Here is a 25,742-nt window from a genome sequence, read left to right on the forward strand (position 1 = left end):
CCAAGGAAATGCTTATGTGTGGAATTGTGGGCGCAGTGGCGCAACGTGACGTTGCGGAAATTCTGTTACAAGGTCTTCATCGTCTTGAATACCGAGGGTATGACAGTGCCGGTATCGCGGTGTTGTCTGCTCAAGGTGAGTGTCAAAGACTCAGGCGCATAGGCAAGGTTCAAGCCTTGGCAGAAGCCATGGACGATAGTCCTTTATTAGGTGGCACCGGCATTGCTCACACTCGCTGGGCGACCCATGGTGAACCTTCTGAAGTCAACGCTCACCCCCATACTTCGGATTACATTGTGGTGGTGCACAACGGCATTATCGAAAACCACGAAACCCTCAGACAAAGACTCAGCCAGCAAGGTTATCAATTTCATTCTCAAACCGACACAGAAGTCATTGCTCATTTAATTGAATGGCATATGCAGCAACAAGCGGACCTTTTATCCGCAGTGCAATCCGCTGTTCAAGAGCTTCAAGGCGCTTATGGCACGGTTGTTATGGACGCTCGTGATCCTGAACAGTTAGTGGTGGCACGCTCTGGCAGCCCGTTGGTAATAGGCCTTGGGGTCGGCGAGCACTTTATTGCATCGGACCAACTGGCGTTATTGAATGTCACACGACGCTTTATCTTTTTAGAAGAAGGTGACGTGGCTAAAATCACCCGCCGCCAAGTGGCCATTTTTGATCATACTGGCGCGGCAGTAGAACGCGAGATCCAAGAATCCAGCGTGCAACAAGACGCAGGCGATAAAGGCCAATATCGCCACTACATGTTGAAAGAAATCTACGAGCAACCGCAAGCTATTATCAACACACTGGAAAGCCGCATTAACCAGCAGCAAGTGCTGTGTGAAGCCTTTGGCGCTGGCGCGGGAGATATTTTCCAGCAGATCCAACACGTACAAATTATCGCTTGTGGCACCTCTTTTCATGCCGGCATGGTGGCGCGTTATTGGTTAGAGTCTATGGCTGGCGTATCTTGTAACGTGGAAATTGCCTCAGAGTTTCGATATCGAAAATCCTTTGTGCCTGCCAACAGCTTGATTGTGACCTTGTCGCAGTCTGGCGAAACAGCCGACACCTTAGCTGCGTTACGCTTGGCAAAAGAAATTGGCTACCAAGCCAGCTTAAGCATTTGTAATGTGCCAGGCTCATCTCTTGTACGTGAGTCTGATTTAGCTTTTATGACCCGCGCTGGAGCAGAAATAGGCGTGGCTTCAACCAAGGCATTTACCACTCAGTTAGCAGCGTTGTTATTGTTTTGTGGGGCCATTGGCAAATGCAAACAAACCATCACGACAGCGCAAGAAGCGGGCTTGGTGGATGCGCTGAAACGCTTACCAGAGGCCGTCAATCAGGCGCTTAATCTTGACCAAGAAATAGAGGCCTTAGCGGAAGACTTTGCTGAAAAGCACCACTGTTTATTCTTGGGGCGGGGTGACCAATATCCTATTGCCATGGAAGGGGCGCTTAAGCTTAAAGAAATCAGTTATATTCATGCCGAAGCGTATGCAGCAGGAGAGCTTAAACACGGTCCACTGGCTTTGATTGATGCCGATATGCCCACCATAGTGGTTGCGCCTAATAACGAATTATTAGAAAAACTTAAATCGAATATCGAGGAAGTGCGCGCCCGCGGTGGTCATTTATATGTCTTTGCTGACGATCAAGCCGCTTGGGTAGAAAGTGAAGGCATCACCTTACTCAGAGTACCGCACGTTGACGATATCTTGGCCCCGATTGTTTACACCATTCCGTTGCAATTATTGTCGTATTACGTCGCCATTATCAAAGGCACCGACGTCGACCAGCCTCGTAACCTTGCCAAAAGCGTGACGGTTGAATAGAGAAAACACAAAATGACCAAGGTGAATATTAATCTCTTGGTTATTTTAAGCTATTTAATGGCTCGTTTCGTAATTACCCCCACTTCCATAATTGTTTGCTGATCAATGCGTTGCGAGCTAGTATCTATTGGTATTAGCGTTTCAAACTGATCACCTAGCTGCGGTATCGTCATTAAAAAGGAAACCAATATGACTCGTTTTAATCTCGCAAAGTTGTCTCAGGCCATGGCGTTCAGCGCGGTTGCCAGTTTGGCTTTTGTGCCATTTATTAGTGCTCAAGCCGCGTCTTACAGTGATGACATTGATAAGCAAATTGAGACCATTTCAACGCCTAACAAGGTTGAAACCTCTATTGGTACGCTAGAGTTTTTTGATGGCGCGCCCACTCAAGCTACGGCTGAAAAGGTTTATGACTACTTAGATACCGCGCGCGCCGCAGAAGTGTTTATGAAAGGCATGCCTGCAGCATCGGTGCAGGCTTTGATGAATGGCCCTACCGCGATAGGCGCAGATGCACCCAACAAAGTGGTATTGTTTGATGACTTAATGGACGCCAAGTCAGTGTTTCTTACCGCTAACTCGTCAACTATGTACGTCATGCCTGTATTGGATTTAAAAGACTGGGGTCCCACTGTGGTTGAAGTGCCACCTGGTATGTTAGGCGCGTTTAACGATGCTTGGTTTCGTTACCTTGGTGACGTAGGGCCATTTGGCATGGACCAAGCTAAAGGCGGAAAATATTTAGTATTACCACCGGACTACGAAGGGAAAGTACCCGAAGGATACTTTGTGATTGAGTCCAGCTCTTATCGGGTGTGGGTATTTATGCGTGGCAGTATTAAAAAAGGCGTTGAGGCAGCAGAGAAAAACATTCGCGATAACCTGCGCGTTTATCCGCTAGCGAAAAAAGATAAGCCCAAACCCACTGAGTTCATTAGTGGCTCTGGCAAGGCTTTTAATACGGTTCACCCTAATGATGCCACTTTCTACGAACACTTAAACGAAGTGATTCAATATGAGCCTATTGGCCTGATTGATGAAGAAACTCGTGGCTTATTGGCGTCTATTGGCATTGAAAAAGGCAAGCCTTTTAAGCCAGACGCGCGTATGCAGCGCATTTTAAAAGATGGTGTTGCTTTGGGTAATGCGGCGTCTCGCTCTATTGTGTGGTATCCGCGCACTGAAGGCAGTGTGGATAACATGGCAGGCGTTAAAGTGTACCCAGATTCAGACAGTAAATGGATCATGGCGTGGGTTGGGCGTGACGTATTCTTTAGAAGTAATGAGATGGCGGGGCTCAACTCAGACGCCCGTGTAATGTTCCATTATCCTTACACAGCGGTTACGCCTGCGATGGCGAAAGCAGGGCAAATGCCAGGCAAGGGTTCAGATTACGCAATTGCTTATGTCGATAAAGCTGGGGTGCCGTTTGATGGCAGTCAAACCTATAAAATGACAGTGCCAGCCAACGTTCCTGTGGCAGATTTTTGGGCTATAACGGTTTATGACTCACAAACTCGCTCTATGTTACAAACAGATCAAGACTTTCCAACCGTAGGCTCGCAAACAGAGGGCCTCAAAGCAGAACAAGATGGCTCTTATAGTATTTACTTCGCGCCTAAAGCTCCGCAAGGTTATGAAAATAATTGGGTGCAAACCGTGCCGGGTAAAAGCTGGTTTGTGATCCATCGAATGTACGGCCCAGAAAAGGCATGGATCGAAAAAACATGGCGAATCAGTGATGTAGAGTTAGTGAAGTAATCACTCTTCAAGCCATTTCAGGTTAGCCCTACTGCCATGCAGCGGGGCTTTTTTATGCCCTATGAAACCTGGTTTTGACTGAGCTGTAATGACACTTGCGCCGTGAGATAAGCATGCGCTAACGGCTCCCCCAGCATCAGCTGATGATTTAATAAGCCCAATAGTAGGCTATAGAGGGCTTTATGCTGGCGGTCACATACGTATTTTGCCAACAAATCTTGGTATTTCTGATTCGCCAATTTCATGCAAGGGTCTTGGGAAACTTGTTGCTGACCAATGACTTCTATGTAGTCTGATACCAGTTTCATCTCTTGGAAATAACGCGGCGCCATCTGCTCAAAGATGGCAATAAAGTTGTCCACTTTTTCGTCTGGGCTTGCTTCATCGACGGTTGGACGGTCGGTAAGGGTGGCTATGTCTGCACTCACCACCGCTTCTGTAGCGGCGCGAAAAAGTGCATCTTTGCTAGTAAAGTAATGATACACCGCACTTTTACTCATGCCTAAGTGGCCGCACAATTGCCGCATACCTAAATTTTTATAGCCATACTGCAAAAAAATATCCACTGCTTGCCGCGCAATCTCTTGGCGCCTTTGCTGATGGTCAACGATTTTTGGCATGATTATTAGCTCTTGTACTGCTTACCTATCTCGCCAATATAGCAAATTCATTTATTTTAGACCAGTTGGACAATAAAGCTTTACATCATCAATAAGTGCGAGTAACTTTTAAAAGACCAAGTGGTCTAAATAAGGTTTTGAGATGAAAATTGATTGGCATATTCCAGCCCCGAGGAAGGGGGTAACAGGTTCTATAGACAAATTCATTGGCCCGGGTGCCACTTCGGCAGAAAAATCCTTACAGCTTTGGCTTCCCATTTTAGCTGGCATAGCATTGTTAGCTTGTGGGTACGGCTTACAATGGCATTGGAGCATTTGGCAGTTTGTTGTTGCTACGATACTCATGGTTGATATGGTGGGCGGCGTTATCACTAACTCGACCTCTAGTGCTAAGCGGTGGTTTCATCGGCCAGGTCAAGGGGTTAAACAACATATCACGTTTATTTTGACCCACTTTGTCCAACTAGGGTTGTTTGCGTGGACGTTTATGCCAAACAGTGGATTTTGGTTGATGACGGCGGGTGGTTTTCTGGTAGCGGCGAGTGCGATTATTTTAATTTCACCGCTTTATTTACAGCGAACGGTTGCCGCTTGTTGTTACCTTGCCAGCTTGATGTTGTCATTCTATGTGCTGGCACCCGCGCTAGAACTTGCTTGGTTTTTACCCTTATTTTATTTCAAATTACTTATCTGCCACTTGCTAAAAGAAGCCCCCTTTAGACCCGAAAATGAATAAACACGACTGCTTTGTTTGCCGAGTGCGGTACAGGGCTAGGGCTTGACAGTATGTATAATTGTGTATCTAATTGATTCGTTATCAGTCAGTTAAGTGAGTCGGTATGCTACGTAAAGTGGTGCATACAATGGGGTTTAAATTATTTATGGTATTGGCATTAACCTTTGCCAGTGTCACTAATAGTTTTGCTGCCATGCCTCCTGCTGCTGATGCTCATCAACCGGTTATGATGTCCGAGCATTGTGACGAAATGGCGGCTATGTCATCGACCAACCTTGGTCATATGAACCAAGCGAGTGAGATGGATTGCGACAATACTTGCACCACATGTTGTATGGCCAGTTGCGCACTTTCTCCTGTCATATTGTCACAACACCCTGAGCGCACTGCTCCTTTTCCCCGTCGTATGACGATGGCTGATGAACCCCACTCTTTGACGGTGCAGGTTAAGCCAGATCTCTACCGTCCTCCAATTAGCTAAATCCCTTTTTTAAGCGCCGCGATCTTACGCGGTTGGTTTAATTTTGCCTGCACAATGGTAAGGCCGTTGCATTGATGGATGCGGTTCATTGTTGGGCGTTATCTGGATTTAGTCATGGATATAGTTCCTATTGTGATACGCCCCGTGTTAGGGGGGCTAGTGCTGGCCGCTACATCTGCTGCTGCGCACACACCTAACTACGCCAGTGATGCAGAGATTACGGCTGCCACAGATACCTTGACTGCGCTCATCAACGCCGCCTTAACGGCTGATCCCGCACGGCAGAAGTACCAAGCGCAATCGTTGGCAATGCAACAAACCGGCGTTGCCAGCGCTACCTTGATGGACCCTAAGATGAAAGTCGGGGTGGGCGGTTTACCGGTCGACAGTTTTAAGTTTGACCAAGACCCTATGACCAATATTTCGGTTGGCCTGATGCAGCAATTTGAGCGCGGCGATACCTTAGCATTGAGGCAACGGCAAGCCAATCAGCAGGCTGGGGCAATGGCGTTGCAAGTGGCGGTAAGAGAGCGCGAGCTGGCGAATACCCTGACTCAACTTTGGCTAGAGCTTGGCTACCAGCAAGTGGCTGAAGCTATTTTATTGCAAAACCAAGACTTGCTGCAGCAGCTGCACCGTTTGGTACGCACTAATTACAGCGTCGGCAAGAGTGAAGCACAAGACTTGCTGAACAGCGAGCTGCAGTTAGCCAAGTTAGATGAAAAACTGCAAGCCAATCAACAATCACAACGCAGGTTACAAGCGCAATTTTCCCAGTGGTTAGGCAGCGCGGGTTTACCTCTGCATCAAGTAGATTTAGCGGCGAACCAATTACGCTGGCCTAATTTACAACCTCAGTTGCAGCAACTGGCCAATCAAACCGAATACTTCAATTACCTGAAGCAGCACCCGTTAGTGCAAATGGCGCAAACTCAAATAGCCAGTTCGCAAACCCAAGTTGCCCTCGCTGAGCAGGCCTATCAACCTCAGTTTGCGGTCGAGGTGATGTATGCACACCGCCAAGCAGACAATATGATGGGAGAGCCTGCCTCTGACTTACTCAGTGCTTATTTAACCGTCGACTTGCCTTTTTCTACCAGTCGCAGGCAAGACAAGCAGCTTTCTGCTGCCCAGTACCAAGTGGGTGCCGCCCGGCTGCAGAAAGACGATTTATTGTTACAAATGAACGCCAAGCTGAATGCACTGTTGGTCGACCGCAATAATCTGTCGCAACGTATCGAGCGTTATCAAAGCCGTTTATTACCCCAAGCCCAAGCCCGTATCAGTGCGGTTGAGCGTGGTTACAACAATCACACCGCTGAATTCAATGACGTGATCAGTGCCAGTCAAGATGCCTTAGCGCTGGCCTTAGAGCAACAAAGGCTACTGACTGACATCAATATAGTAAACAGCCAGTTAGCTGCATTGTTAGACGGTTTTGAATATCAGGTAACGGCACCTCCAGTGGTGCGTGAGCAATAAAAATTGATGGCCGGTTGCATGAAGGGTTGATAACGGCAACCAGCGTAAGGAAACAAAATGAAAACATTTGCAGTCACTGCGGTGGCGTTAACAGTGGGAGTCGCAATAGGTGTAGCTGTGACTTCGTCAGGAGTGATATTTGGCCTAAGCGAGCAAACAGCAACGGCCAGCCAAAGCAGTCATGAGCCCTTGTATTGGGTTGCGCCGATGGACCCCAATTACCAAAGAGACAAACCCGGTAAATCACCGATGGGTATGGATTTGATTCCAGTTTACGCCGATGACCTCAATGGCAGTAATGATGCCGCTGGCACCATCACCATTTCTGCTGCGGTTGAAAACAACCTCGGCGTGAAAACGGCAAGTGCGGCAATGGCCCCGTTAATGCCGCGTATTGAAACCGTTGGCTACGTGGCGTTTGATGAAAGCCGCTTGTGGCAAACCAATGTGCGGGTGGCTGGTTGGGTTGAGCAGCTCAATATAAACGCGGTGGGAGAGCAGGTTAAGCAAGGGGAAGTATTATTTTCTCTTTATTCGCCAGAGTTGGTTAAAGCGCAAGAAGAGCTGATAAGCGCTTATACAACCCAGCGCCGGGGCATGATCAACGGCGCGAAGGAAAGGTTAGTAACCTTAGGGGTTGATAACAAACAAATTCAACAAATACTGCAGCGAGGCAAGGCGACACGAACCATCGCCATCAAGGCCCCTGCAGACGGCGTGATCGCAAGTCTCAATATTCGACAAGGCGGCTATTTGTCTCCGGCGCAGGCCGTGATAAGCGCAGGCCCTTTAGAGCAGGTTTGGGTGGACGCTGAGGTATTTGAGCGTCAATTCCATTGGCTCAAACCGGGCACTCAAGCGTCGATGACATTGGACGCTATACCGGGCGGCGAGTGGCAAGGAGAAGTGGACTACGTTTACCCCATTCTTGACCCTGCTACACGCACTTTAAGGGTGAGACTTAAATTCGCCAATCCTAACGGTGAACTCAAGCCTAATATGTTTGCCAATGTGGCGTTATTACCCAGTAGCAGTGAACAAGTGCTAACGATCCCACGCAACGCTGTGATCCGCACGGGCCAAATGGCACGAGTGGTATTAGCCCAAGGGGCGGGCAAATTCCGTTCAGCGCGCATTGAAGTGGGGCGAGAAGCAGGAGACAAAATAGAAGTTTTAGCAGGGTTAGTTGAGGGAGATAAAGTGGTGACATCGGCCCACTTTATGTTGGACTCTGAGTCAAGCCAATCTGCTGATCTCTCACGTATTAACGGCGTTGATGCGGCGCCAGAAACGGTCTGGGCTAAAGGCGAAGTGACTGCCGTATTAGCGCCAAAGCAAATGTTGACGATTCATCATCAGCCTGTGCCTGAATGGGATTGGCCAGGCATGGTTATGGACTTTTCAGTGGCGCCACAGATAGATCTGGCTGATTTTGCACCTGGCCAAGGGCTGGAGTTTGAAATGCAAAAAACAGACTCGGGGCAATATCAGCTAGTGGACTACAAGTTGGTGAAGAGCGACACCGCAACAGAGATCTGGCTGACCGGTGAAATCACCATGTTGATGGCCGACTTTGGCATGATCACTATTGCCCACCAAGCCGCGCCACAATGGCAATGGCAAGCCGGTGAAATGAACTTTACCACAGACGAAGCCGTGCCACTGGCGCAGTTTAGCGAAGGCCAAAAGGTACGCTTTTTAGTAGCTAAACAAGGCGCCGAGTACTTGCTGCAGCAGCTTGAAGCCGCGGAGGACAAGCAATGATTAGCGCCATTATTCGTTGGTCGATTGATAACCGCTTTCTAGTGTTAGTGGCAACCGCGGCTTTAATCGTGGGGGGGCTATACAGCGTAAAAAATACTCCGGTTGATGCTTTGCCCGATTTATCAGACGTTCAGGTGATCATTAAAACCAGCTACCCAGGGCAAGCGCCGCAGGTGGTCGAAGACCAAGTCACTTACCCGCTGACTACTGCCATGCTCGCCGTACCGGGCGCAGAAACGGTGCGGGGCTATTCTTTCTTTGGTGATTCATACGTTTACATCATTTTTAATGATGCGACTGACATGTATTGGGCGCGTTCACGGGTGCTTGAGTATTTAAGCCAAGTGGCGCCTAACCTGCCAGCAAATGCAAAACCAACCTTGGGCCCAGATGCAACTGGGGTGGGTTGGATTTATAGCTATGTATTGCAAGATAAAACCGGCCAACATGATCTTTCCGAGCTGCGCAGCTTGCAAGACTGGTTTTTAAAATATGAACTGCAAACCGTAGCCGGTGTGTCTGAAGTGGCTACCGTGGGTGGAATGGTTAAGCAGTATCAGGTACAGATTGACCCTGCCAAACTGCGTGCCTATGACCTGACTTTACAACAGGTGAATATGGCCATTCAAAACGGCAATCAGGAAAGCGGTGCATCTGTGGTGGAGGTGGCTGAGGCCGAACACATGGTGCGCACCACGGGGTATTTATCAAGCATTGAAGATATTAAAGCCTTGCCCCTGAAAGTGACTGCTCAAGGTACTCCTTTGTTATTAGGTGACGTGGCAGAAATCAACTTAGGGCCGCAAATGCGTCGCGGTATTTCCGAACTTAACGGTGAAGGAGAAGCGGTCGGTGGGGTCATAGTGATGCGTTTTGGTGAAAACGCCAGTGCAGTGATCGACCAAGTTAAAGCCAAATTAACTGAGCTGCAAAGAGGTTTACCGGAAGGTGTCGAGATAGTGACCACGTATGACCGCTCAACCTTGATTGATGCCGCAGTGGAAAACCTATGGCAGAAATTAGCCGAAGAGTTCATTGTGGTGGCTGTTGTCTGTGCGCTGTTTTTATTCCATATACGCTCATCTTTGGTCATTGCTCTGAGTTTACCCGTTGGCATATTAACGGCGTTTATCGTGATGCATTGGCAAGGCATCAACGCCAATATTATGTCCCTTGGTGGCATCGCCATTGCCATTGGGGCCATGGTCGACGGTGCTATCGTGATGATAGAAAATGTGCATAAGCACATTGAGCGCACGCCGTTAACGGATGACAATCGCTGGCAAGTGATAAGCAAGGCGGCGCAAGAAGTCGGAGCCCCTCTGTTTTTCTCGCTACTTATCATCACCTTAAGCTTTGTACCTGTGTTTGCCCTTGAAGGACAAGAAGGCAAGATGTTCTCGCCTTTGGCATTCACTAAAACGTATGCCATGGCGGCGGCTGCCGGTTTAGCTATTACCTTGGTACCTGTGTTAATGGGTTACTTTATTCGTGGCAAAGTTTTACCCGAGCATAAAAACCCGATTAACAAAGGTTTGATTGCGCTCTATCGTCCCATGTTAAAGCTCAGTTTGGCATACCCTAAAACCATCTTGCTGCTGGCTGCGGCTTTGCTAGCTTCAGCTTATTACCCAAGTAGTAAGCTGGGCAGTGAGTTTATTCCTCCGCTTGATGAGGGGGATTTGATGTATATGCCAACCACTTACCCGGGGATCTCGGTCGGTAAGGCCAGAGAGCTGCTGCAGCAAACTAATAAACTGATCATGACGGTGCCAGAGGTTGCTACCGCCTGGGGCAAAATTGGCCGGGCAGAGACGGCTACCGACCCCGCGCCTTTAACCATGATAGAAACTGTGATCCAACTTAAGCCCAAAGCCCAGTGGCGTGAAGGTGTCACCAGTGAATCGCTGCGTAAAGAGTTTGACGCTTTGGTGCAATTTCCAGGCTTAACCAATGCATGGGTGATGCCGATTAAAACGCGCATAGACATGCTCGCGACCGGTATCAAAACCCCCATCGGCATCAAGATAGCAGGGCCAGATTTAACCGTGATAGAGCAGATAGGTGCTGAGCTAGAGCCGATTATCAATGGCATAGAAGGTACCGCTTCTGTGTATGCCGAGCGAGTGGCTGGTGGCCGTTATGTCACTATCGATATTGATCGTCGCGCCGCCGCACGTTACGGCTTAAGCATCAAAGACGTGCAACAAGTGGTGTCAACGGCTGTGGGTGGCATGAATGTCGGAGAAACGGTAGAAGGCTTAGAGCGCTACCCCATTAATGTGCGCTATCCGCAAGACTATCGTGATTCTGTGCTCAAGTTGCAGCTATTGCCTTTAGTCACGCCAAACGGCGCGCGTATTGCGTTAGCAGACGTGGCGGACATTCGTTATGAAGATGGCCCACCGATGATTAAAACAGAAAATGCGCGACCTAATGGTTGGGTGTTTGTTGATATCGATCAGCGTGATTTGGGCTCCTATGTTGTGGAAGCGCAACAAGCGGTGGCTCAGCAGTTAAAGTTACCGGCAGGTTATTCACTGGCATGGTCTGGCCAATACGAATACATGGAGCGTGCCAAGGCCCGGTTGAGCATAGTGGTACCTATTACCATCGCCATCATTGTGCTGTTGTTGTATTTCAGCTTCCGCCGGGTAGGTGAGGTGATGATCATTATGCTGACCTTACCTTTAGCCATGGTGGGCGGTTTGTGGCTAATGCATTACCTTGGCTACAACTTTTCAATTGCGGTTGGCGTGGGCTTTATTGCATTGGCTGGGGTTGCAGTTGAGATAGGTGTGATTATGTTGGTGTACCTCAACCAAGCTTGGCATTACGCCAAGCTTCACGCTCAAGAGCAGGGCCAACCCCTTGCCACGCAAGACCTGATTGCAGCAATCCAGCAAGGGGCAGGACTGAGGGTGCGACCCGTTATGATGACAGTGTTAACCGTTATCATTGGCTTAATTCCCATTATGTATGGGCAAGGCACTGGCTCGGAAGTGATGCAACGTATCGCCGCCCCCATGATAGGTGGCATGGCTTCTGCGCTATTGCTCACCCTATTGGTAATACCGGCCATTTTTAAGCTGTGGAAGCAGCGTGAAATTGCAGCCTCAAGTGCCAGCTCTTTAACAGAGCATTCACCCAGTAAGACTGACTTAACAACCGATACACAAGATTAACCCTTAAACCGTGCCGGCCGCCACAAGGTTTAAGTGGCGAGTTTGGCTAAATCAAACATGATAAAGCAGGACACAATGATGAAGAAAACGTTGATTACTCTCGCGTTCACTTTTGCTACCAGCAGCGCCTTTGCTGCAATGGACCACAGCAAGATGGATCACGGTGATATGGAACATTCGCAAATGAATCATGGCGAGATGGACCACTCGGAAATGGGTCATAGTAAAATGGATCACTCGATGATGGATATGGCCGGCATGTCTCAAGTCGGCATGGTGGCCCAAGGTGCAAAGCCTGACAAAGTTGTGCATGTTATTCTCAAAAAAGACATGACCATCAGCTTTAAAAAGCCCGTTACTATAGCCAGTAACGACGTGGTGCAGTTTGTTATTCTCAATACCACAGGTCAAGCCCACCAGTTCAGTATCGGCTCTCCGACTGAGCAGCAGCAAGCCCGCGCAGGAAAAGCGGATTCTGGGGTGCATCAAGTAGAGGTTGCTGCAGGTAAGGCGCAGCAGTTGTTATGGCATTTCCATGGGGAAAAACAAGTTGAGCTGGCGTGTAACCAAGACGGCCATGCTAAAGCGGGTATGGTTAAAACCTTAACAGTGCAATAAATGATTTATGCGTTGTGAAGCAAACAGCTTGCTTCACAACACAAAGGCATGAGGAAAAGAGAATGACAATCAAAACAACAAACAGCGCGATGCTAGCTCGTCTTTTATTGGCGGCGAGCTTAAGTGTAACGGCGACTTCCGTTATTGCGGCAAACATGGAAATGCACAAATCTGCTCAGTGTGGTTGCTGCACCGAGTGGGGCGACATTATGGCGGAAAAAGGCCATAATGTGAGTGTGATTGAGCAGCAAAATATGACACAGATTAAGCAACAAGTGGGTTTGCTGCCTGGGCTACAGTCTTGCCACACAGTGAAGGTGAGCAATGCCACCGGTCACGAGTACATTATAGAGGGTCACGTGCCTGAAGCGGATATCTTGAAGCTATTGGCGCAACAGCCTGAAAGCGTGGTGGGTTTGGCCGCACCCGGTATGCCTAGGTTTTCTCCTGGCATGGCTCAACCTGGCGAGCCTTATCAAGGTTTTGACGTCATTGCATGGGATAAAACGGGCAAGCAATGGGTATTTAGCCAATATTAGCCCTCGCTCGCAAGCGTAAAATAATGGGCCAGAACAGGCCCATCTTAATTTTTAGCTAGCATGCCATTGTCCTGATTACCGAGTGCTTAACCTATGCTTGGCAAAGATTCAGCCGCCGAATTAGCTTGTTGTTGGCGTTGGTCGAGCTTGCTCCTATCCCACGGGCGTTGCCAAAAGCAAAGGTCCCCCAAACTAAAATGGTTAGCACTGCGCTAATAAGTTAAAGCATATTAATACTGCCGCTAAGTCGGTAATCATTCTAGCCGCGACCAAGTATTGGTGAGCGGGGTTAACACTTGGCGCGCCGAAAGCGTATAGACTTACCAGCATGCCTGTGCTGGGCAAGGTGACGTTCAGGTCTTGTGCCATCGTCGGTATTAACCCAACAATGACAAACTCTGTGGTGCCGATGGCAAAGGCACTTAAAGTAAGTGCAAAAAGTGCGAGTGGCATAAAGGGCCCCTTGTTACCTAATAGGGCTATTTAGCGGGAGTATTCCGTATCGCTCGGTTGTGAAAAACAGCATTACTTACAAATCACTTTTGCCAAAAATAATGATAATAATAGGATGGTTACACTCGTTATAAGTGGCTGCTACTCGGTGAACACTTAGTGCGGTTTCCTCACCGTTTTTGCACTGTTTTGCACTGTTAGCACGGTCGTCTTATGTTAGGCTGCAATATGATATAGCAAAGGAAATTAAGGGCATGACTGCTAATTCTGGCGTTGACCGATCCCGCTGGCAATTATTTATTAAGGGTGGCATTGCCATGTTACCTCTCAGCATTGCGGTATTACCGTGGGGTGTGCTAGCTGGTTCATTTGCGATTGAAGCGGGTTTTGGCCCTGTCGCAGGCCAAGCCATGTCAGCGATTGTGTTTGCTGGGGCCGCGCAGCTGGTAGCGATGGGCATGGTGCAAGCTGGAGCAGGGTTAAGTAGCATTTTTCTTACCACCTTGATTATTACGGCCAGGCACCTTTTATACAGCGTGGCCATGCGTGACAAAATAAGCCCGTTGCCATTACGCTGGCGCGTGATTTTGGGTTTTTTGTTAACTGATGAATTATTTGCGGTTTGTGGCAAAGAGACGCAAGAGCAATTTAAGCCTTGGTTTGCGTTTGGTGCTGGCTTTAGCTTTTATCTCAGTTGGAACCTCGCAACTTTGCTGGGCATTGTGATGGGCAGCCAAATCCCTGGACTGGAGCACTGGGGTTTAGAGTTTGCCATTGCCGCGACTTTTATTGCTATTGTTATCCCCAGTGTGACGAGCTTACCTGTTTTAGCATGTGTGTGCTGTGCGCTATTTTTGTCTGTTGTGCTGACCGCATTTCAGGTTGAAGGCAGCTTAATGATAGCTAGCTTAGTGGCCATGGCTGTTGGCTATTTCTTAGATGTCAGGGTAAATAAGTCATGATAGTGATGATGATAGCTGGCATGGCTGCATTGATCTTTGCCAGCCGCTATTTATTTTTATCGCCTAAGTTGCCGATAAGGCTGCGTGCCAGTACACAAAGATTTCTAACGTTTGCAAGCCCCGCGGTATTAACGGCTATTTGGGGGCCAATAGTATTTATGCCTGAAGGCCAGCTCGCGCTGAATATGCATAACGCTTATCTTTGGGCGGCGTTAGTGGCAATAGTGCTGGCTTGGGTGACGCGCCACGTATTGTTGACAACAGTGGTCAGCTTTGGCTGCTTTTTAGTGCTTAATCACTTTTTATAACAAGCTTAAGCTTCTAAATTACGTACAAACCGGTACTCGGCGATATCTGGCTTAAGCCGATACAAGCTAGGGCGCTTGCCCTTACCTTGGGTATCACTGACTTCTCCGGTGTCTTGCAGCACTTGGGCTTGCTCAATCCGGCGACGAAATGACTTACTTTGAATACTTCTGCCTAGAATCACTTCGTGTAAGTGTTGTAACTGCGTTAAGGTGAACGTTTCAGGTAGCGCATAAGCCAGTACCAATGAGTCTAACGCCTTTTGCTGCAGTTGCTTTAGCGCTAAGTCGAGGATTTTCGTGTGGTCAAATGCCAGCGACATCTGTTGCGCTTGTGCCAGTGGGAACCATTGTACATCACTGACGGTATCGACATAGTGTTGGCAGTCTGCGTGAGCCATCAGCGCATAAAAGCTGATGCTGGTGGACCAACCTCTGGGATCACGCTGGCCATTACCTAGCGCCACCAAAGGTTGCAAAAAGGGTGCTTCAATGCCTGTTTTTTGCTGCAAATGTCTTTGAGCACAATGGTCTAAATCAGTATCTTGTTGAGTATCCACAAACCCACCGGGTAAGCCCCACATGCCTTTTGCTGGGTGATTCGCCCGTTGCACTAACAAGGTAAATAACTGGCCGTCTTGCACCGTAAATAAAACGCTATCCACCGTGGTTAACGGTACGTCAAAGTCATGAATATTATAATTATTAAGGTAGCTTTGTTCTGTTTCTGACACGGGTATGAGTCCCTGAGACATTTATGTGGCTATTATTTCAGTTTCCTACCTAAAAATACAATTTGTATTCCCATTACTCTGGTTTTTTATGTTTTCATGATTTTATATTTCATTTAAATCAATGTGATAGATTCATATTTCTTATTAAATGTCTTTGGGACAAATATTTTAGCTTGACTATTTATGGTCTCAGGGACTATATTGTAATCACATTAAGGGTCACAGAGACATTTAACGGAGTGAGTTATGAAAGTTACCGCGTATAACCAAGGAGAAAGCTGTGAGTTAGCCGTTCAGGCATTTACTTTCAGTGGGGGCGAGGAGCAGATTCGCATTGAATGCACGTGGTCACAAGCTGAGCGTGTTGAAATTGTCGCTCAGCTCACGAGTTCTAAGGCTGTGATGCAATTACTGATGACGGTCGACGCAGTAAAGCGTTTATTTGCCATACAGCCTCGCATTGAACTGGTTATTCCTTACTTCCCTTATGCTCGCCAAGACCGTGTTTGTCAGCCTGGTGAAGCATTGGCGGTGTCGGTAATGGCAAACTTAATCAATAGCTTACAACTTGATCGAGTGACAGTGTGGGACGCACACAGTGAAGTAACCGGGGCGTTGTTGAATCGCTTGCAGCAAGTGCCACAAGTTGACTTATTACTGCGTCATACTGATTTGGTGGCGCAATTACAACAAGGTCAGCTGTGTTTAGTGGCGCCAGATGCTGGGGCCAGTAAAAAAGTGCGCAATACTGCGCAGCAGTTGGGCGGAAAAGTAGAAGTGATACAGGCCGAGAAAATGCGGGACGTGGCGACAGGGGAAATCACTCATACCGCGATTTTTGGTGACGTTCGAGGCAAGTCGGTACTTATCACTGACGATATCTGTGATGGTGGAAGAACCTTTATCGAGTTAGCCAAAGTATTGCGTCGCGAAGGAGCTGAACGGGTACTGCTGTTTGTAAGCCACGGTATTTTCAGTCAAGGGCTAGTCGTGTTTGAAGGTTTGATTGATGCCATTTACTGCAGTCAGTCTTGGCCTGCGCCAAGTCAAAGCCAAGTACCATTTCAGCAAGCTTAATTAACCAAATTTAGAAAGGAGTCTTATCATGACCATCACAGCTGCAAGTATGCAAAAAGACGTTTATAAAGAGTTTCACGGTCGCGCTTACCACCCTGAAGTGACGGAAGTATACGCCAATTTCACTTCGCGTTCGGGCAAACTGTCAAATGTTGCTGAGAACGACAAAGTGGCGTTTGTTGGCCTGCAATACTTTGTTATGTCTTACCTTATTGAAGAATGGCAAGACTTCTTTCAACAAGATAAAGCCCTAGCCTGTGCCCAGCATAAGCGCATTATGTCTGCTATGTTAGGCTACAGTGTGGATGTCTCCTACCTAGAAAGGCTGCATGATCTGGGTTACCTGCCTCTGAAGATTAAGGCGCTACCAGAAGGCACCTTGGTGCCATACCAAGTGCCGCCAATGACGATTGTTAATACTCAGCCCGGCTTTCAGTGGTTAACCAATATGATAGAGACGGTGTTGAGTTGCGAGAATTGGCCAATACAAACCAGCACAACGACGGCGGTGGCATACCTTAAAGTATTTAAAGAATTCGCCATAAAAACGGGCCTAGACTTAAGCTTTGTGCCGTTTCAGGGACATGACTTTTCATTCCGAGGCATGTTTGGCAAAGCCGCTGCTGCCATGAGTGGCTTTGGCCACCTCGCTTCTGGCTTAGTTGGCACAGATACGATCCCTGCGGTATTGTTTGCTGAAAAATATTATGGCGCTAACGTTGACCAAGAGTTGGTGGGTTGCTCGGTTGATGCCACTGAGCACAGTGTTACCTGTAGCTGGATCCTAGAGGGGGAGATTGAGTTCTTCCGTTACCTGATGCAGCAACAAGCGCCGACCGGCATTTTGTCTGTGGTGAGTGATACTTGGGATTTTTGGACCCTAGTAACGGAGTATTTACCACAACTGAAACAAGAAATACTGGCTCGTGACGGCAGCTTAGTGATCCGCCCTGACTCGGGTGACCCAGTGAAGATCCTTACCGGTTACACCTTACTGGCGCAGCCTTTAAGCTCGGCTGAAGTAAGCTTAGGTCAAGCCAATGCCCAAGCTCAAGCTCAAGGCGCTGAAGCATTTAGCTATGACGATGTGTTTTATCAGGTGAGCGAACAAACGCCAACTGAGCTAATGCCTTGTGAAGTGAAAGGTTTGATTGAATGTTTGTGGGACACCTTTGGCGGCACGGTTACTGACAAGGGTTATAAGTTATTGGATGAACACATAGGTGCCATTTATGGTGATGCGATTACCCTTGAGCGTCAACGCCAAATTTTACAACGCTTAATGGATAAAGGTTTTGCGTCTAAAGTGGTGCTTGGCATTGGTTCATTTAGCTACCAATACGTTACCCGAGATACCCACGGCAGCGCGGTAAAAGCAACCAGCGTGGTTAAATCTGGCGAACGTATGGCGATCTTTAAAGACCCAAAAACCGACAGTAAAAAGAAATCGGCTAAAGGTTTGTTGCAAGTTATCGAGCAAAACGGTGAATTAGTGGTGCGTGATAATGTGACAGAAGCTGAAGAAAAACAGGGTTTGCTAGAAACCGTGTTTGAAGACGGCAAATTGGTAAAAACCACCACTTTGGCAGAAATACGCGCCCGTATTGATGATCAAATTTAAGTCAGAACCTGGTGGAAAGTAGCCAGATCCCTTATCAAACCTGAGCTTGTCGAACGCTCAGGTTTTTCATTTTAGTACGATCGGTTTATTTTGTTTGTCACCAAGTTTATTCAGTGGATAGGGGTAATTGGCTAGTTATTCTTACGCGGCTGCTATTATACAGTCATTGTTTGTCATGGCTTTTGACTACACCTTAAATCAAACCGGAACACAGCATGCACTCATTTCCTTCATTAGCACAACTTGGTTGGCGCCCTTTTTTTCAGCAACAGCTGAGCCTTGAAGAGCTTGAACAGTGGCAAGTAGGGCGAGTGGTAGAGCAACATCGAAACGGTATCGTGGTCGCCAATGACGCTGGCTTACATCAGGTTTTGTTGGGGCAAGGTAACGACACTGTGTGTGTAGGTGACTGGGTGTTATTTGACTCGGCGTTACGCTTGCAAAGGGGGTTAGCACGCTTGTCCTTGTTTCAGCGTAAAGCCCCAGGGTCGAAAGTGAGCCAGCAATTGATCGCGGCCAATGTCGACAGCTTATTTATTGTTTGCTCGTTAAACCACGATTTTAATTTAAGTCGTATTGAGCGTTACTTAGCATTGGCAAAAGAAGCCAGCGTAGAGCCAATAGTCGTTCTCACTAAAGCTGATTTGTGCCCGAATGTAGATGATTTATATCAGCAAGTGCAACAGCTAGACCCTTTGCTGATGATCCACGCGGTGAATGCTTTAGCTGTCGATACGTTAGCGGTTCTCGAAACATACTGTAAATCGGGTAAAACGGTTGCTTTACTGGGCTCTTCGGGCGTAGGTAAATCAACTCTGGTGAATAGTTTATTGGGGCAAGCAGAGCAACAAACGGGTGGCATTCGCGAAGATGATAGTAAAGGCCGCCACACAACCACTCACCGAGCGCTGAAATGGTTGCCTCAAGGCGCCATGCTGATGGACACTCCTGGCATGAGAGAGTTGCAACTAAGCGACTGCGAGCAAGGAGTGAACGCGACTTTTTCCGAGATCAGTGAGTTGGTAAAACAATGTCGATTCAGTGATTGTAGCCATCAAAATGAGCCAGGCTGCGCGGTACAAGCTGCGTTAGCGGCGGGGGCAATTGATGAACGGCGCTGGCACAGCTATCAAAAGTTGTTGCGTGAGCAGGCCAATAATGCGGCCTCTTTGGCTCAAAAACGTGCAAAAGATAAGGCATTTGGCAAGATGGTAAACAAGGTACAGAAATCCTCAAGGCAGCTGAAAAAGGGCTATTAGCGTGTAATGCTGCAGGCTGATTAAAATGCAGGGTTTGGATAAATGGCAGCCAGCGCAATGGCCAAGAAAGCCGATTACGCTGTGCGCTTTATTGCCTAGTTAAATGTTTTTAAGGCTTGTTGATACATCCACCACGCCATGATGCCGGCTAAAACATTGCCGACCGCTGCTCCCCACAATAAGCCGTACATACCACCAAAGTGAGCACCTAACCAGCAGCAAGGTAAAAAACACACAAACAAGCGCAAAGACGAAATCCATAACGCATTCATAGATTTGGCTAAAGCATTATTGACTGAGACCAGAAGCATGCACACCCCCAGCATACCAAGGCTAATTGGCGTTAGCATAAGGTGCCAGGTAAGAATTTTGGCAACCTCGGCATCGCTGGTCATTAACGTAGCCAATGGCGCGGCAGCTAACCAAGTTAGCACGGCGATAGCCAACTGTAATCCCAAAATGAATTTGCTTGCCAATAAGACCAGTTGACGAATATCTGTGATGTTATTTGCGCCTAATAATCTGCCGATCATCGGTGGCATAGACATGGTTAATGCTAGTACCGCAACGATGGCAAAAAACTCATAGCGAGAGCCGAGAGCCCACGCGGCTACCGCGGCGGTACCAAAACCGGCAACTAATTTAGTGGCAAGCATGGACGATAACGGTGGTAACAGTTGACTGATCATGGCTGGCCCCATGATGTTACCTATGGTTTTAACGCTGTTAAAGATGCTGATATCACTGAAGTTAAAGACCAACCACTGGCGTTGCATAACCCGTGGAATCACTACCGCGAGACCAATCGTAAAGGCTAAGCAAGTTGCCATGGCTGCGCCATTAATACCAAAACCTAAGGTGAAGATAAAGATGGGGTCGAAGAGTAAGTTAAGTCCACTGGTGACCATCATCAGAATGCCTGGCAGCATAGTATTGCCGTTGGCTCGGCAAATGCTGTAATAGAAGTACAACATGGCGCCAATCCAAGCGCTGAGTAGCCACCAAGGCCAGTAACTGTCGATTACCACAAGTACAGATTCTGGGGCGCTTAATAGCGTGAGAATTACGTAACGCAAGAGCCAGATAAGGCCACAAAATAAGGCCACTCCCACGCCGCCAATTAGGATGATAAGGCCACCTAATTGTTTAGCACAACGCGGTTTATCCGCTCCCAATGCACGGGATATTACCGCGGTAGTTGCAATGCCTAAGCCCACTTGCAAGCCAATAATTAGCATTTGCATTGGTAAGGTAAAACCTTGTGCTGCGAGGGGTAAAATGCCCAATTGGCCGATAAAAGCGCTATCGACCAGTTGGAAGCTCATTAAAGATAACACCCCAAATAACATGGGCCAGGTCATGGTGAATAATTGCCGCGCTAAACTGGGGGCAGCCGAAGTTGTAGACATGATTTAAACCAAAAGAAACACTTACCTATATTGTACGATAATTTGTGTCGATTAAGGCTAATTGCATAAATCAATGTCGCAGTTGGTGACCAAGCGAACCCGTTAACTCATCACTACTGGGTGACTTAACTCTGGGTGAGGCACCACTTTGACTGGCCAGCCGTAAGTTGCAGACACCGTATCTGCTGTCATCACTTCTGTGGGAGTGCCACTGGCCACTATTTTGCCATTGTTCATTAATACAATTTGATCGCTATATTGTGCGGCCAAGTTTAAATCGTGTAATACCACAACAATCGCCACGCCTTGTTGGGCTAATTTGCGGCATAGCCTCAATACTTTATGTTGCTGCGCTAAATCTAACGCCGAGGTGGGTTCGTCCAATAACAGCAAACCTTGACGGCCGGCATGGGCTAATTGGGTTAATACCCGGGCAAGATGCACGCGTTGTTTTTCCCCTCCAGAGAGCGTTGGGTAGGCTCGCTCTGCAAGGTGGGCAACGCCTGTTTGCTGCATGCTTTGGTGTACCAATTGCAGTAACGCGTTTTGTGGTAGCGCTAAGCTCAGAGCCCCGAGGCTGACGACCTCTGTCACTGAAAAAGCAAAGCTTAGCTGGCTATGTTGTGGCAATACAGCTAAATGCTGGGCTAACTCTCTTGCTGGCCATTGTTGGCGGGAATGGCCAAATATCTTCACTTTCTGACTGCTCTGCGCCGATGTTAAGTCGCCACAAATCAATTTTAACAAGCTGCTTTTACCGGCTCCATTGGGGCCGAGTAGAGCGGTAAATTGACCTTGCTTGACGGTTAAATTAGCCTGTTGAACCAAGTCTTTTTCGGCGATGCTGAAACTTAAATTTCTCACCTCGAGCGCAAGTTCGGATGTTGAGTTTATGTTTGTTATTAGGTTGTCATTGTGCGTCGCTGGCGTTTTACCCAGCCACTTCTGATACCAAGACTGAAGCATTATAGACGGCCCCGCTGCTGCAATAACAAGAAGATAAAAAAGGGTGCACCGGCTAATGCGGTGAGTATGCCGACAGGTAATTCAGCAGGCGCCACTAAAGTACGAGCGAAGGTGTCTGCTACCAGTAACAACAAAGCTCCAGCCATGGCTGAAAGAGGCAATAAAGTACGGTGATCTGGACCGACTATCATGCGGCCAAGGTGAGGGATAACCAGACCAATAAAGCCTATCATGCCGCATAAGGCGACCGTGACCCCCACGCCTGCTGCGCATAACAGGATTAACCGGCGTTTTAAGCTTTCTACCGCGATCCCCATGTGCCTGGCTTCTGGTTCACCCAGTAAAAATGCATTGAGTTTGCGACTGTCGCGTTGAAATAACACAAAAAGCGAGATGGCAGTAACCCAAGCTAAGCCAATGCTAGACCAACTTGCTCCGGCTACTGAGCCCATTGACCATAACGCGATATCTCGCAGTGCTTGATCGTCGGCATAATAATTCAGTAACCCCATCGCTGCGCCCGCTAACGCACTGATGGCTACCCCTGCTAGTAGCATAATGGTCACTGAAGTGCCGTTGCGGCCAGTGCCTAACTGGTACACTAAAAAGGTAGTAATACTGCCGCCTAAAAATGCAAACACAGGCACGGTGGCTAAACTTAATAATACAGGGTGGCTTTGCGCCATACTGGCAAATAACACAATGGCAAGCGCAGCGCCTAGCGCAGCACCGCCAGACACACCAATAATTCCAGGGTCTGCTAAAGGGTTACGAAACAGCCCCTGCATGACGGTGCCAGACATGGCCAAAATAGCCCCGACGGCGACACACAACAACACTCGAGGCAAGCGTACCTGCTGCACGATTAGGTTGATATGTGGTGCCACATCGTTGTTAGGCAGAAGGGCTTGCAGCGCTTGGCCCAGTGACATTGGCATGGGGCCAACTAATACCGCGGTAAATGATGCCGCTAACAACAGCAATGCTATGGGGGTAAACACCCAAGCAAGGCTATAGCGTTTAATTTGCATGATTTAGTCCGCGTATACTTCTTGGTTGAGACGTAAGGCTTCTTTTAAGCTGTTGATGCCAATCTCACCAATCAAACTGGTGCCATCTATCGCTAAAATACGTCGTTTTTGACCGGCAGGCGTTGCTGCGAGGGCCGGTTGCTGCTCCAACAAGGCATCAATGCTGCCAAGTTGTTTCAGCGTGCGTTTACTCATGATGATGACGTCTGGGGCCATCGCGACAAGGGCTTCTGTGGAAGCGGGCTTGTAAGAGCTAATCTTGGCTGCTGCTGGGTTGTCTGCGCCCATCAGCGTAATGATGGTATCGGCGGGAGTATCGGCACCGGCAAGGCTTGGCGCTCGGCCTTCACGCATTAAAACGAAAATGGCCTTTTGGCGTTTATCTTTAGCGGGTTGATTAGCGGTTAGCTGAGCAGCTAACTCATCCACTTGCTTAAGCAGGGCTGTGGCTTCGTCTTGATGCTGGGTTTTTTCCGCAATTTGCTTAATACGCGTCTTTAGATCGGCGAGGGTGTTACCGCTTTGCACCACGGCCACTTCTACGCCAGCTTGTTGCAGCATATCTAACGTATGTTGTGGGCCGGCTTCTTTGCTGACTAGCAATAAGTTCGGCGACAAGGCCAAAATGCCTTCTGCTGTGAGTTGACGGTGATAGCCCACGTCGGCCAGTTTGCCACGGTGCCACTTTTTGCTCGTGACGTCGGTTGCAATTAATTGGTCTTGCGCCTGTAGGGCGTAAACAATTTCAGTAATACTGGCGCCTGCGCTAATGACTTTTGCGTCCGAATGGGCCCAGCTTGGCAAGCTAATTAAACTCATCACGAGTAATAAAATACGCATCTTGTTCTTCCTTGTGACAGCATGAGTGAGGCGAGATTTTAATCATAAATGCTATTGATAGCAATTATCATTTACATAAAAGCGTGTTTCTTATACTATTGCGCGCAACTTAAAGCCGGGTATTTTCTCATTGTAAAGTATGAAAGGGTACTTGAGCGCAATCATTAGGTTTTATTACAACTGGTAAAGGAGTCCGTTGTGTATCAAACAATCAGTCAACAACAAGCGCAGCAGCAAGTTGCGGCTTGTTTACAACAGGAGCCAGGTTTGCACCCTGCAGGCATCGCCGAACAACTGTCCATCACTGAGGGGGAAGCCGTGTTTGCTTTACCGCCCGAAATGGTAGTGGCGGTAGCAGGGGAGCAAGCTGAAGCGATTCTCTCAAGCTTACCAGAGTGGGGACCGGTTACGACGATTGTGCATTCACAAGGCTCTATTTTTGAAGTGAAGGCGCCCTTTCCTAAAGGCAAGATGGCACGAGGTTATTACAACCTAATGGGTCGCACCGACCAAGTTCATGGTCACTTATTATTAGATAATGTGGCGCATATTGCTTTGGTCAGCAAACCTTTTAAAGGCAGCGAAAGCCATTTCATTGGCTTTTTCACTGCAACCGGAGAAGGCATCTTTAAAATTTACCTAGGCCGTGACGAAAAGCGTCAGCTGTTCCCTGAACAAGTCGCCGCGTTTAGCCAATTAAAAGCCTCATTCAAGGAGTAAAGATATGAGCGATGAAAAACAACAGCGCCTGCAAGGGCGATTAGGGCCAGAAATTGCAGAATTTCGTCAAGCGTGCCAAACGTTGCAGTTAGCTACTGTCAGTCAAGACGGCCAGCCAAATGTCAGCTATGCACCGTTTGCGATGCACGACAAAGCCTATTATATACTGATTAGCCAAATCGCCCGTCATGCTCGTAATCTGCTTGAAAACCCAAAAGTATCGCTAATGCTGATCGAATCTGAGCAAGAGGCCCGTAGCATTTATGCTCGCAAGCGACTGAGTTTTGACGCGCAAGTTTCTGTTGTTACACGTGAAACACCGGATTGGCAGGCGGCGATTGATGGCTTAAAAGATCGCTTTGGCGATATTATCGATGGCTTGAGTGAGTTGGAAGATTTTGTCTTATTCAAGTTGTCGCCGGAGCAAGGTTTATTCGTTAAAGGCTTTGGCCAAGCGTTTCAAGTCAGTGGTGATGATATGGTTGACGTGGTTCACCTCACCGAAGGCCACAAAAAAAGACAACCAGAAGCAGATTCTGAATCTGTTACCAACGCCTAATTAAGTCGTAATCTCTCCTCTTTGGCACGACTGCCCGCCCTGCAACCCTTGTATTGCAGGGCTTTTTTATGGGTTAAATTGCCATGTTCAAGACTTGTTTAACCAGCTTTGCAATTCCCGTTTCTGCCTGCGCTAAATCTTGTGCCAGCATGTAAGCAGGGGTAGTAACCAGTTTGTGTGTTTCATCTACCACTATGTCATCCACAGTGCATGTTTGATGCGTTGCACCCAATTGGGTAATTGCTTGCGCGGTGCCTTCATCGTTGCCTATCGTGGCAATCACACCTGGGCCATAAATCAGCGGCACCATAGCCGGCGCAATACACATATAACCTGCCGCTTTATTGGCTTTGGCGAAGCCTTGGCAAGCGGCTAACACGTCGGTTTGCACTTTTGCTTCGACGCCTTTTAAGGCGAAGTCAGATAGGTTTTTAGCCGCGCCAAAACCACCCGGTACAATCAGGGCGTCAAACTCGTCTGGATTAAGCTCTGTGACGGCTTTAATGTCACCACGCACAATCCGCGCCGCTTCTTGTAATACATTACGGCTTTGCTCAACTTCCTCACCAGTAAGGTGATTGATCACGTGTAACTGTTCGATATCTGGCGCAAATGCTTGGTATTGAGCTCCTGCTTTGCTGAGGTGCAGCAAGGTAAGCACCACTTCATTTATTTCGGCGCCATCATAAACCCCGCAACCCGCTAAAATCACAGCCACTTTTTTCATTTTATGAATCCCTTATGCTTTTGACAGAAAATCGATAGGATAATCG

23 protein-coding genes and 1 pseudogene are annotated in these 25,742 nt (G+C 48.0%); 16 read left to right on the forward strand and 8 right to left on the reverse strand.

Features of this window, described 5'->3' with window-relative positions; all coding sequences use genetic code 11:
* The first annotated feature begins 14 nt into the window (after positions 1-14).
* Both glmS and D1Z90_RS11235 read left to right on the forward strand, forming a co-directional pair.
* A complete protein-coding gene (glmS, locus tag D1Z90_RS11230; RefSeq protein WP_119910856.1) occupies positions 15-1,847 on the forward strand; it encodes a glutamine--fructose-6-phosphate transaminase (isomerizing) in 1,833 nt (610 codons plus the stop codon).
* Positions 1,848-2,036: 189 nt separating this feature from the next.
* Positions 2,037-3,608 carry a DUF1254 domain-containing protein gene (locus tag D1Z90_RS11235; RefSeq protein WP_119910857.1) on the forward strand — a complete coding sequence of 524 codons (1,572 nt, stop codon included), beginning with the start codon at positions 2,037-2,039 and terminating at the stop codon, positions 3,606-3,608.
* Between the two features lie 59 nt (positions 3,609-3,667).
* On the opposite strand, the gene D1Z90_RS11240 is transcribed toward D1Z90_RS11235, so the two are convergent.
* Complete coding sequence (locus D1Z90_RS11240; protein WP_119910858.1) at positions 3,668-4,228, reverse strand: TetR/AcrR family transcriptional regulator; 561 nt, start codon at positions 4,226-4,228, stop codon at positions 3,668-3,670.
* 142 nt (positions 4,229-4,370) lie between these two features.
* Here D1Z90_RS11240 and D1Z90_RS11245 point away from each other — a divergent pair, with 142 nt between their 5' ends.
* The 7 genes from D1Z90_RS11245 to D1Z90_RS11275 all read left to right on the forward strand — a co-directional run bounded on the left by D1Z90_RS11245 (position 4,371) and on the right by D1Z90_RS11275 (position 13,033).
* Complete coding sequence (locus D1Z90_RS11245; RefSeq protein WP_119910859.1) at positions 4,371-4,964, forward strand: hypothetical protein; 594 nt, start codon at positions 4,371-4,373, stop codon at positions 4,962-4,964.
* Positions 4,965-5,091: 127 nt separating this feature from the next.
* Positions 5,092-5,445, forward strand: a complete 354-nt coding sequence (locus D1Z90_RS11250; RefSeq protein WP_147378758.1) for a hypothetical protein — start codon at positions 5,092-5,094, stop codon at positions 5,443-5,445.
* Between the two features lie 114 nt (positions 5,446-5,559).
* Positions 5,560-6,927 (forward strand): TolC family protein, encoded by a 1,368-nt coding sequence (locus D1Z90_RS11255; RefSeq protein ID WP_119910861.1) that lies wholly within the window; start codon positions 5,560-5,562, stop codon positions 6,925-6,927.
* A 57-nt stretch (positions 6,928-6,984) separates the two neighbouring features.
* Positions 6,985-8,691 (forward strand): efflux RND transporter periplasmic adaptor subunit, encoded by a 1,707-nt coding sequence (locus tag D1Z90_RS11260; protein ID WP_119910862.1) that lies wholly within the window; start codon positions 6,985-6,987, stop codon positions 8,689-8,691.
* Complete coding sequence (locus tag D1Z90_RS11265) at positions 8,688-11,876, forward strand: efflux RND transporter permease subunit (RefSeq protein ID WP_119910863.1); 3,189 nt, start codon at positions 8,688-8,690, stop codon at positions 11,874-11,876. Before D1Z90_RS11260 ends, D1Z90_RS11265 begins: the two co-directional genes overlap by 4 nt.
* Before the next feature lie 75 nt (positions 11,877-11,951).
* Positions 11,952-12,494 (forward strand): copper-resistant cuproprotein CopI, encoded by a 543-nt coding sequence (copI, locus tag D1Z90_RS21970; protein ID WP_198419143.1) that lies wholly within the window; start codon positions 11,952-11,954, stop codon positions 12,492-12,494.
* Between the two features lie 62 nt (positions 12,495-12,556).
* The gene (locus D1Z90_RS11275) at positions 12,557-13,033 is read left to right on the forward strand and encodes a DUF411 domain-containing protein (RefSeq protein ID WP_232525242.1); all 477 of its coding nucleotides are present in this window, start codon (positions 12,557-12,559) and stop codon (positions 13,031-13,033) included.
* Positions 13,034-13,296: 263 nt separating this feature from the next.
* On the opposite strand, the pseudogene D1Z90_RS11280 reads toward D1Z90_RS11275, so the two are convergent.
* Positions 13,297-13,486, reverse strand: a pseudogene (locus D1Z90_RS11280) (MFS transporter); the annotation flags it as partial.
* A gap of 254 nt (positions 13,487-13,740) precedes the next feature.
* Between D1Z90_RS11280 and D1Z90_RS11285 the strand changes: the two are divergent.
* Positions 13,741-14,448 carry an AzlC family ABC transporter permease gene (locus D1Z90_RS11285; protein ID WP_119910864.1) on the forward strand — a complete coding sequence of 236 codons (708 nt, stop codon included), beginning with the start codon at positions 13,741-13,743 and terminating at the stop codon, positions 14,446-14,448.
* On the forward strand, positions 14,445-14,756 hold the full coding sequence (locus tag D1Z90_RS11290; RefSeq protein ID WP_119910865.1) for an AzlD domain-containing protein: 312 nt from the start codon (positions 14,445-14,447) through the stop codon (positions 14,754-14,756). The genes D1Z90_RS11285 and D1Z90_RS11290 overlap by 4 nt, the downstream gene beginning before the upstream one ends.
* 5 nt (positions 14,757-14,761) lie before the next feature.
* On the opposite strand, the gene D1Z90_RS11295 is transcribed toward D1Z90_RS11290, so the two are convergent.
* On the reverse strand, positions 14,762-15,487 hold the full coding sequence (locus D1Z90_RS11295; protein ID WP_232525243.1) for an NUDIX hydrolase: 726 nt from the start codon (positions 15,485-15,487) through the stop codon (positions 14,762-14,764).
* Between the two features lie 246 nt (positions 15,488-15,733).
* On the opposite strand from D1Z90_RS11295, the gene prs reads away from it, so the two are divergent.
* The 3 genes from prs to rsgA all read left to right on the forward strand — a co-directional run bounded on the left by prs (position 15,734) and on the right by rsgA (position 19,444).
* Positions 15,734-16,564 (forward strand): ribose-phosphate diphosphokinase, encoded by an 831-nt coding sequence (prs, locus tag D1Z90_RS11300; protein WP_119910867.1) that lies wholly within the window; start codon positions 15,734-15,736, stop codon positions 16,562-16,564.
* Between the two features lie 28 nt (positions 16,565-16,592).
* Positions 16,593-18,185 carry a nicotinate phosphoribosyltransferase gene (locus tag D1Z90_RS11305; protein ID WP_119910868.1) on the forward strand — a complete coding sequence of 531 codons (1,593 nt, stop codon included), beginning with the start codon at positions 16,593-16,595 and terminating at the stop codon, positions 18,183-18,185.
* A gap of 215 nt (positions 18,186-18,400) precedes the next feature.
* A complete protein-coding gene (gene rsgA / locus D1Z90_RS11310) occupies positions 18,401-19,444 on the forward strand; it encodes a ribosome small subunit-dependent GTPase A (protein ID WP_119910869.1) in 1,044 nt (347 codons plus the stop codon).
* 95 nt (positions 19,445-19,539) lie between these two features.
* Here rsgA and D1Z90_RS11315 read toward each other — a convergent pair whose 3' ends face one another.
* The 4 genes from D1Z90_RS11315 to D1Z90_RS11330 all read right to left on the reverse strand — a co-directional run bounded on the left by D1Z90_RS11315 (position 19,540) and on the right by D1Z90_RS11330 (position 23,690).
* Positions 19,540-20,853, reverse strand: coding sequence for an MATE family efflux transporter (locus tag D1Z90_RS11315; RefSeq protein ID WP_119910870.1), 1,314 nt, complete (start codon positions 20,851-20,853; stop codon positions 19,540-19,542).
* A gap of 102 nt (positions 20,854-20,955) precedes the next feature.
* Positions 20,956-21,819, reverse strand: coding sequence for a heme ABC transporter ATP-binding protein (locus D1Z90_RS11320; RefSeq protein ID WP_119910871.1), 864 nt, complete (start codon positions 21,817-21,819; stop codon positions 20,956-20,958).
* Positions 21,819-22,850 (reverse strand): FecCD family ABC transporter permease, encoded by a 1,032-nt coding sequence (locus D1Z90_RS11325; RefSeq protein ID WP_119910872.1) that lies wholly within the window; start codon positions 22,848-22,850, stop codon positions 21,819-21,821. Before D1Z90_RS11325 ends, D1Z90_RS11320 begins: the two co-directional genes overlap by 1 nt.
* Positions 22,851-22,853: 3 nt before the next feature.
* Positions 22,854-23,690, reverse strand: coding sequence for a heme/hemin ABC transporter substrate-binding protein (locus D1Z90_RS11330; protein ID WP_119910873.1), 837 nt, complete (start codon positions 23,688-23,690; stop codon positions 22,854-22,856).
* Between the two features lie 198 nt (positions 23,691-23,888).
* On the opposite strand from D1Z90_RS11330, the gene hutX reads away from it, so the two are divergent.
* A complete protein-coding gene (hutX, locus tag D1Z90_RS11335) occupies positions 23,889-24,410 on the forward strand; it encodes a heme utilization cystosolic carrier protein HutX (protein ID WP_119910874.1) in 522 nt (173 codons plus the stop codon).
* 4 nt (positions 24,411-24,414) lie between these two features.
* Positions 24,415-24,969 (forward strand): heme utilization protein HutZ, encoded by a 555-nt coding sequence (gene hutZ / locus D1Z90_RS11340; protein WP_119910875.1) that lies wholly within the window; start codon positions 24,415-24,417, stop codon positions 24,967-24,969.
* 73 nt (positions 24,970-25,042) lie between these two features.
* Here the strand turns inward: hutZ and elbB are convergent, their stop codons facing one another.
* Positions 25,043-25,696 carry an isoprenoid biosynthesis glyoxalase ElbB gene (gene elbB / locus D1Z90_RS11345; RefSeq protein WP_119910876.1) on the reverse strand — a complete coding sequence of 218 codons (654 nt, stop codon included), beginning with the start codon at positions 25,694-25,696 and terminating at the stop codon, positions 25,043-25,045.
* Positions 25,697-25,742: the final 46 nt, after the last annotated feature.

The sequence above is a fragment of the Motilimonas pumila genome, from assembly GCF_003596335.1.
Lineage (GTDB): Bacteria > Pseudomonadota > Gammaproteobacteria > Enterobacterales > CBDFNC01 > Motilimonas > Motilimonas pumila.

Coding starts and splice junctions, on each gene's coding strand:
- glmS (WP_119910856.1), top strand. CDS start 15: ATGTGTGGAATTGTGGGCGCAGTGGCGCAACGTGACGTTGCGGAAATT.
- D1Z90_RS11235 (WP_119910857.1), top strand. CDS start 2,037: ATGACTCGTTTTAATCTCGCAAAGTTGTCTCAGGCCATGGCGTTCAGC.
- D1Z90_RS11240 (WP_119910858.1), bottom strand. CDS start 4,228: ATGCCAAAAATCGTTGACCATCAGCAAAGGCGCCAAGAGATTGCGCGG.
- D1Z90_RS11245 (WP_119910859.1), top strand. CDS start 4,371: ATGAAAATTGATTGGCATATTCCAGCCCCGAGGAAGGGGGTAACAGGT.
- D1Z90_RS11250 (WP_147378758.1), top strand. CDS start 5,092: ATGGGGTTTAAATTATTTATGGTATTGGCATTAACCTTTGCCAGTGTC.
- D1Z90_RS11255 (WP_119910861.1), top strand. CDS start 5,560: ATGGATATAGTTCCTATTGTGATACGCCCCGTGTTAGGGGGGCTAGTG.
- D1Z90_RS11260 (WP_119910862.1), top strand. CDS start 6,985: ATGAAAACATTTGCAGTCACTGCGGTGGCGTTAACAGTGGGAGTCGCA.
- D1Z90_RS11265 (WP_119910863.1), top strand. CDS start 8,688: ATGATTAGCGCCATTATTCGTTGGTCGATTGATAACCGCTTTCTAGTG.
- copI (WP_198419143.1), top strand. CDS start 11,952: ATGATGAAGAAAACGTTGATTACTCTCGCGTTCACTTTTGCTACCAGC.
- D1Z90_RS11275 (WP_232525242.1), top strand. CDS start 12,557: ATGACAATCAAAACAACAAACAGCGCGATGCTAGCTCGTCTTTTATTG.
- D1Z90_RS11285 (WP_119910864.1), top strand. CDS start 13,741: ATGACTGCTAATTCTGGCGTTGACCGATCCCGCTGGCAATTATTTATT.
- D1Z90_RS11290 (WP_119910865.1), top strand. CDS start 14,445: ATGATAGTGATGATGATAGCTGGCATGGCTGCATTGATCTTTGCCAGC.
- prs (WP_119910867.1), top strand. CDS start 15,734: ATGAAAGTTACCGCGTATAACCAAGGAGAAAGCTGTGAGTTAGCCGTT.
- D1Z90_RS11305 (WP_119910868.1), top strand. CDS start 16,593: ATGACCATCACAGCTGCAAGTATGCAAAAAGACGTTTATAAAGAGTTT.
- rsgA (WP_119910869.1), top strand. CDS start 18,401: ATGCACTCATTTCCTTCATTAGCACAACTTGGTTGGCGCCCTTTTTTT.
- D1Z90_RS11315 (WP_119910870.1), bottom strand. CDS start 20,853: ATGTCTACAACTTCGGCTGCCCCCAGTTTAGCGCGGCAATTATTCACC.
- D1Z90_RS11320 (WP_119910871.1), bottom strand. CDS start 21,819: ATGCTTCAGTCTTGGTATCAGAAGTGGCTGGGTAAAACGCCAGCGACG.
- D1Z90_RS11325 (WP_119910872.1), bottom strand. CDS start 22,850: ATGCAAATTAAACGCTATAGCCTTGCTTGGGTGTTTACCCCCATAGCA.
- D1Z90_RS11330 (WP_119910873.1), bottom strand. CDS start 23,690: ATGCGTATTTTATTACTCGTGATGAGTTTAATTAGCTTGCCAAGCTGG.
- hutZ (WP_119910875.1), top strand. CDS start 24,415: ATGAGCGATGAAAAACAACAGCGCCTGCAAGGGCGATTAGGGCCAGAA.
- elbB (WP_119910876.1), bottom strand. CDS start 25,696: ATGAAAAAAGTGGCTGTGATTTTAGCGGGTTGCGGGGTTTATGATGGC.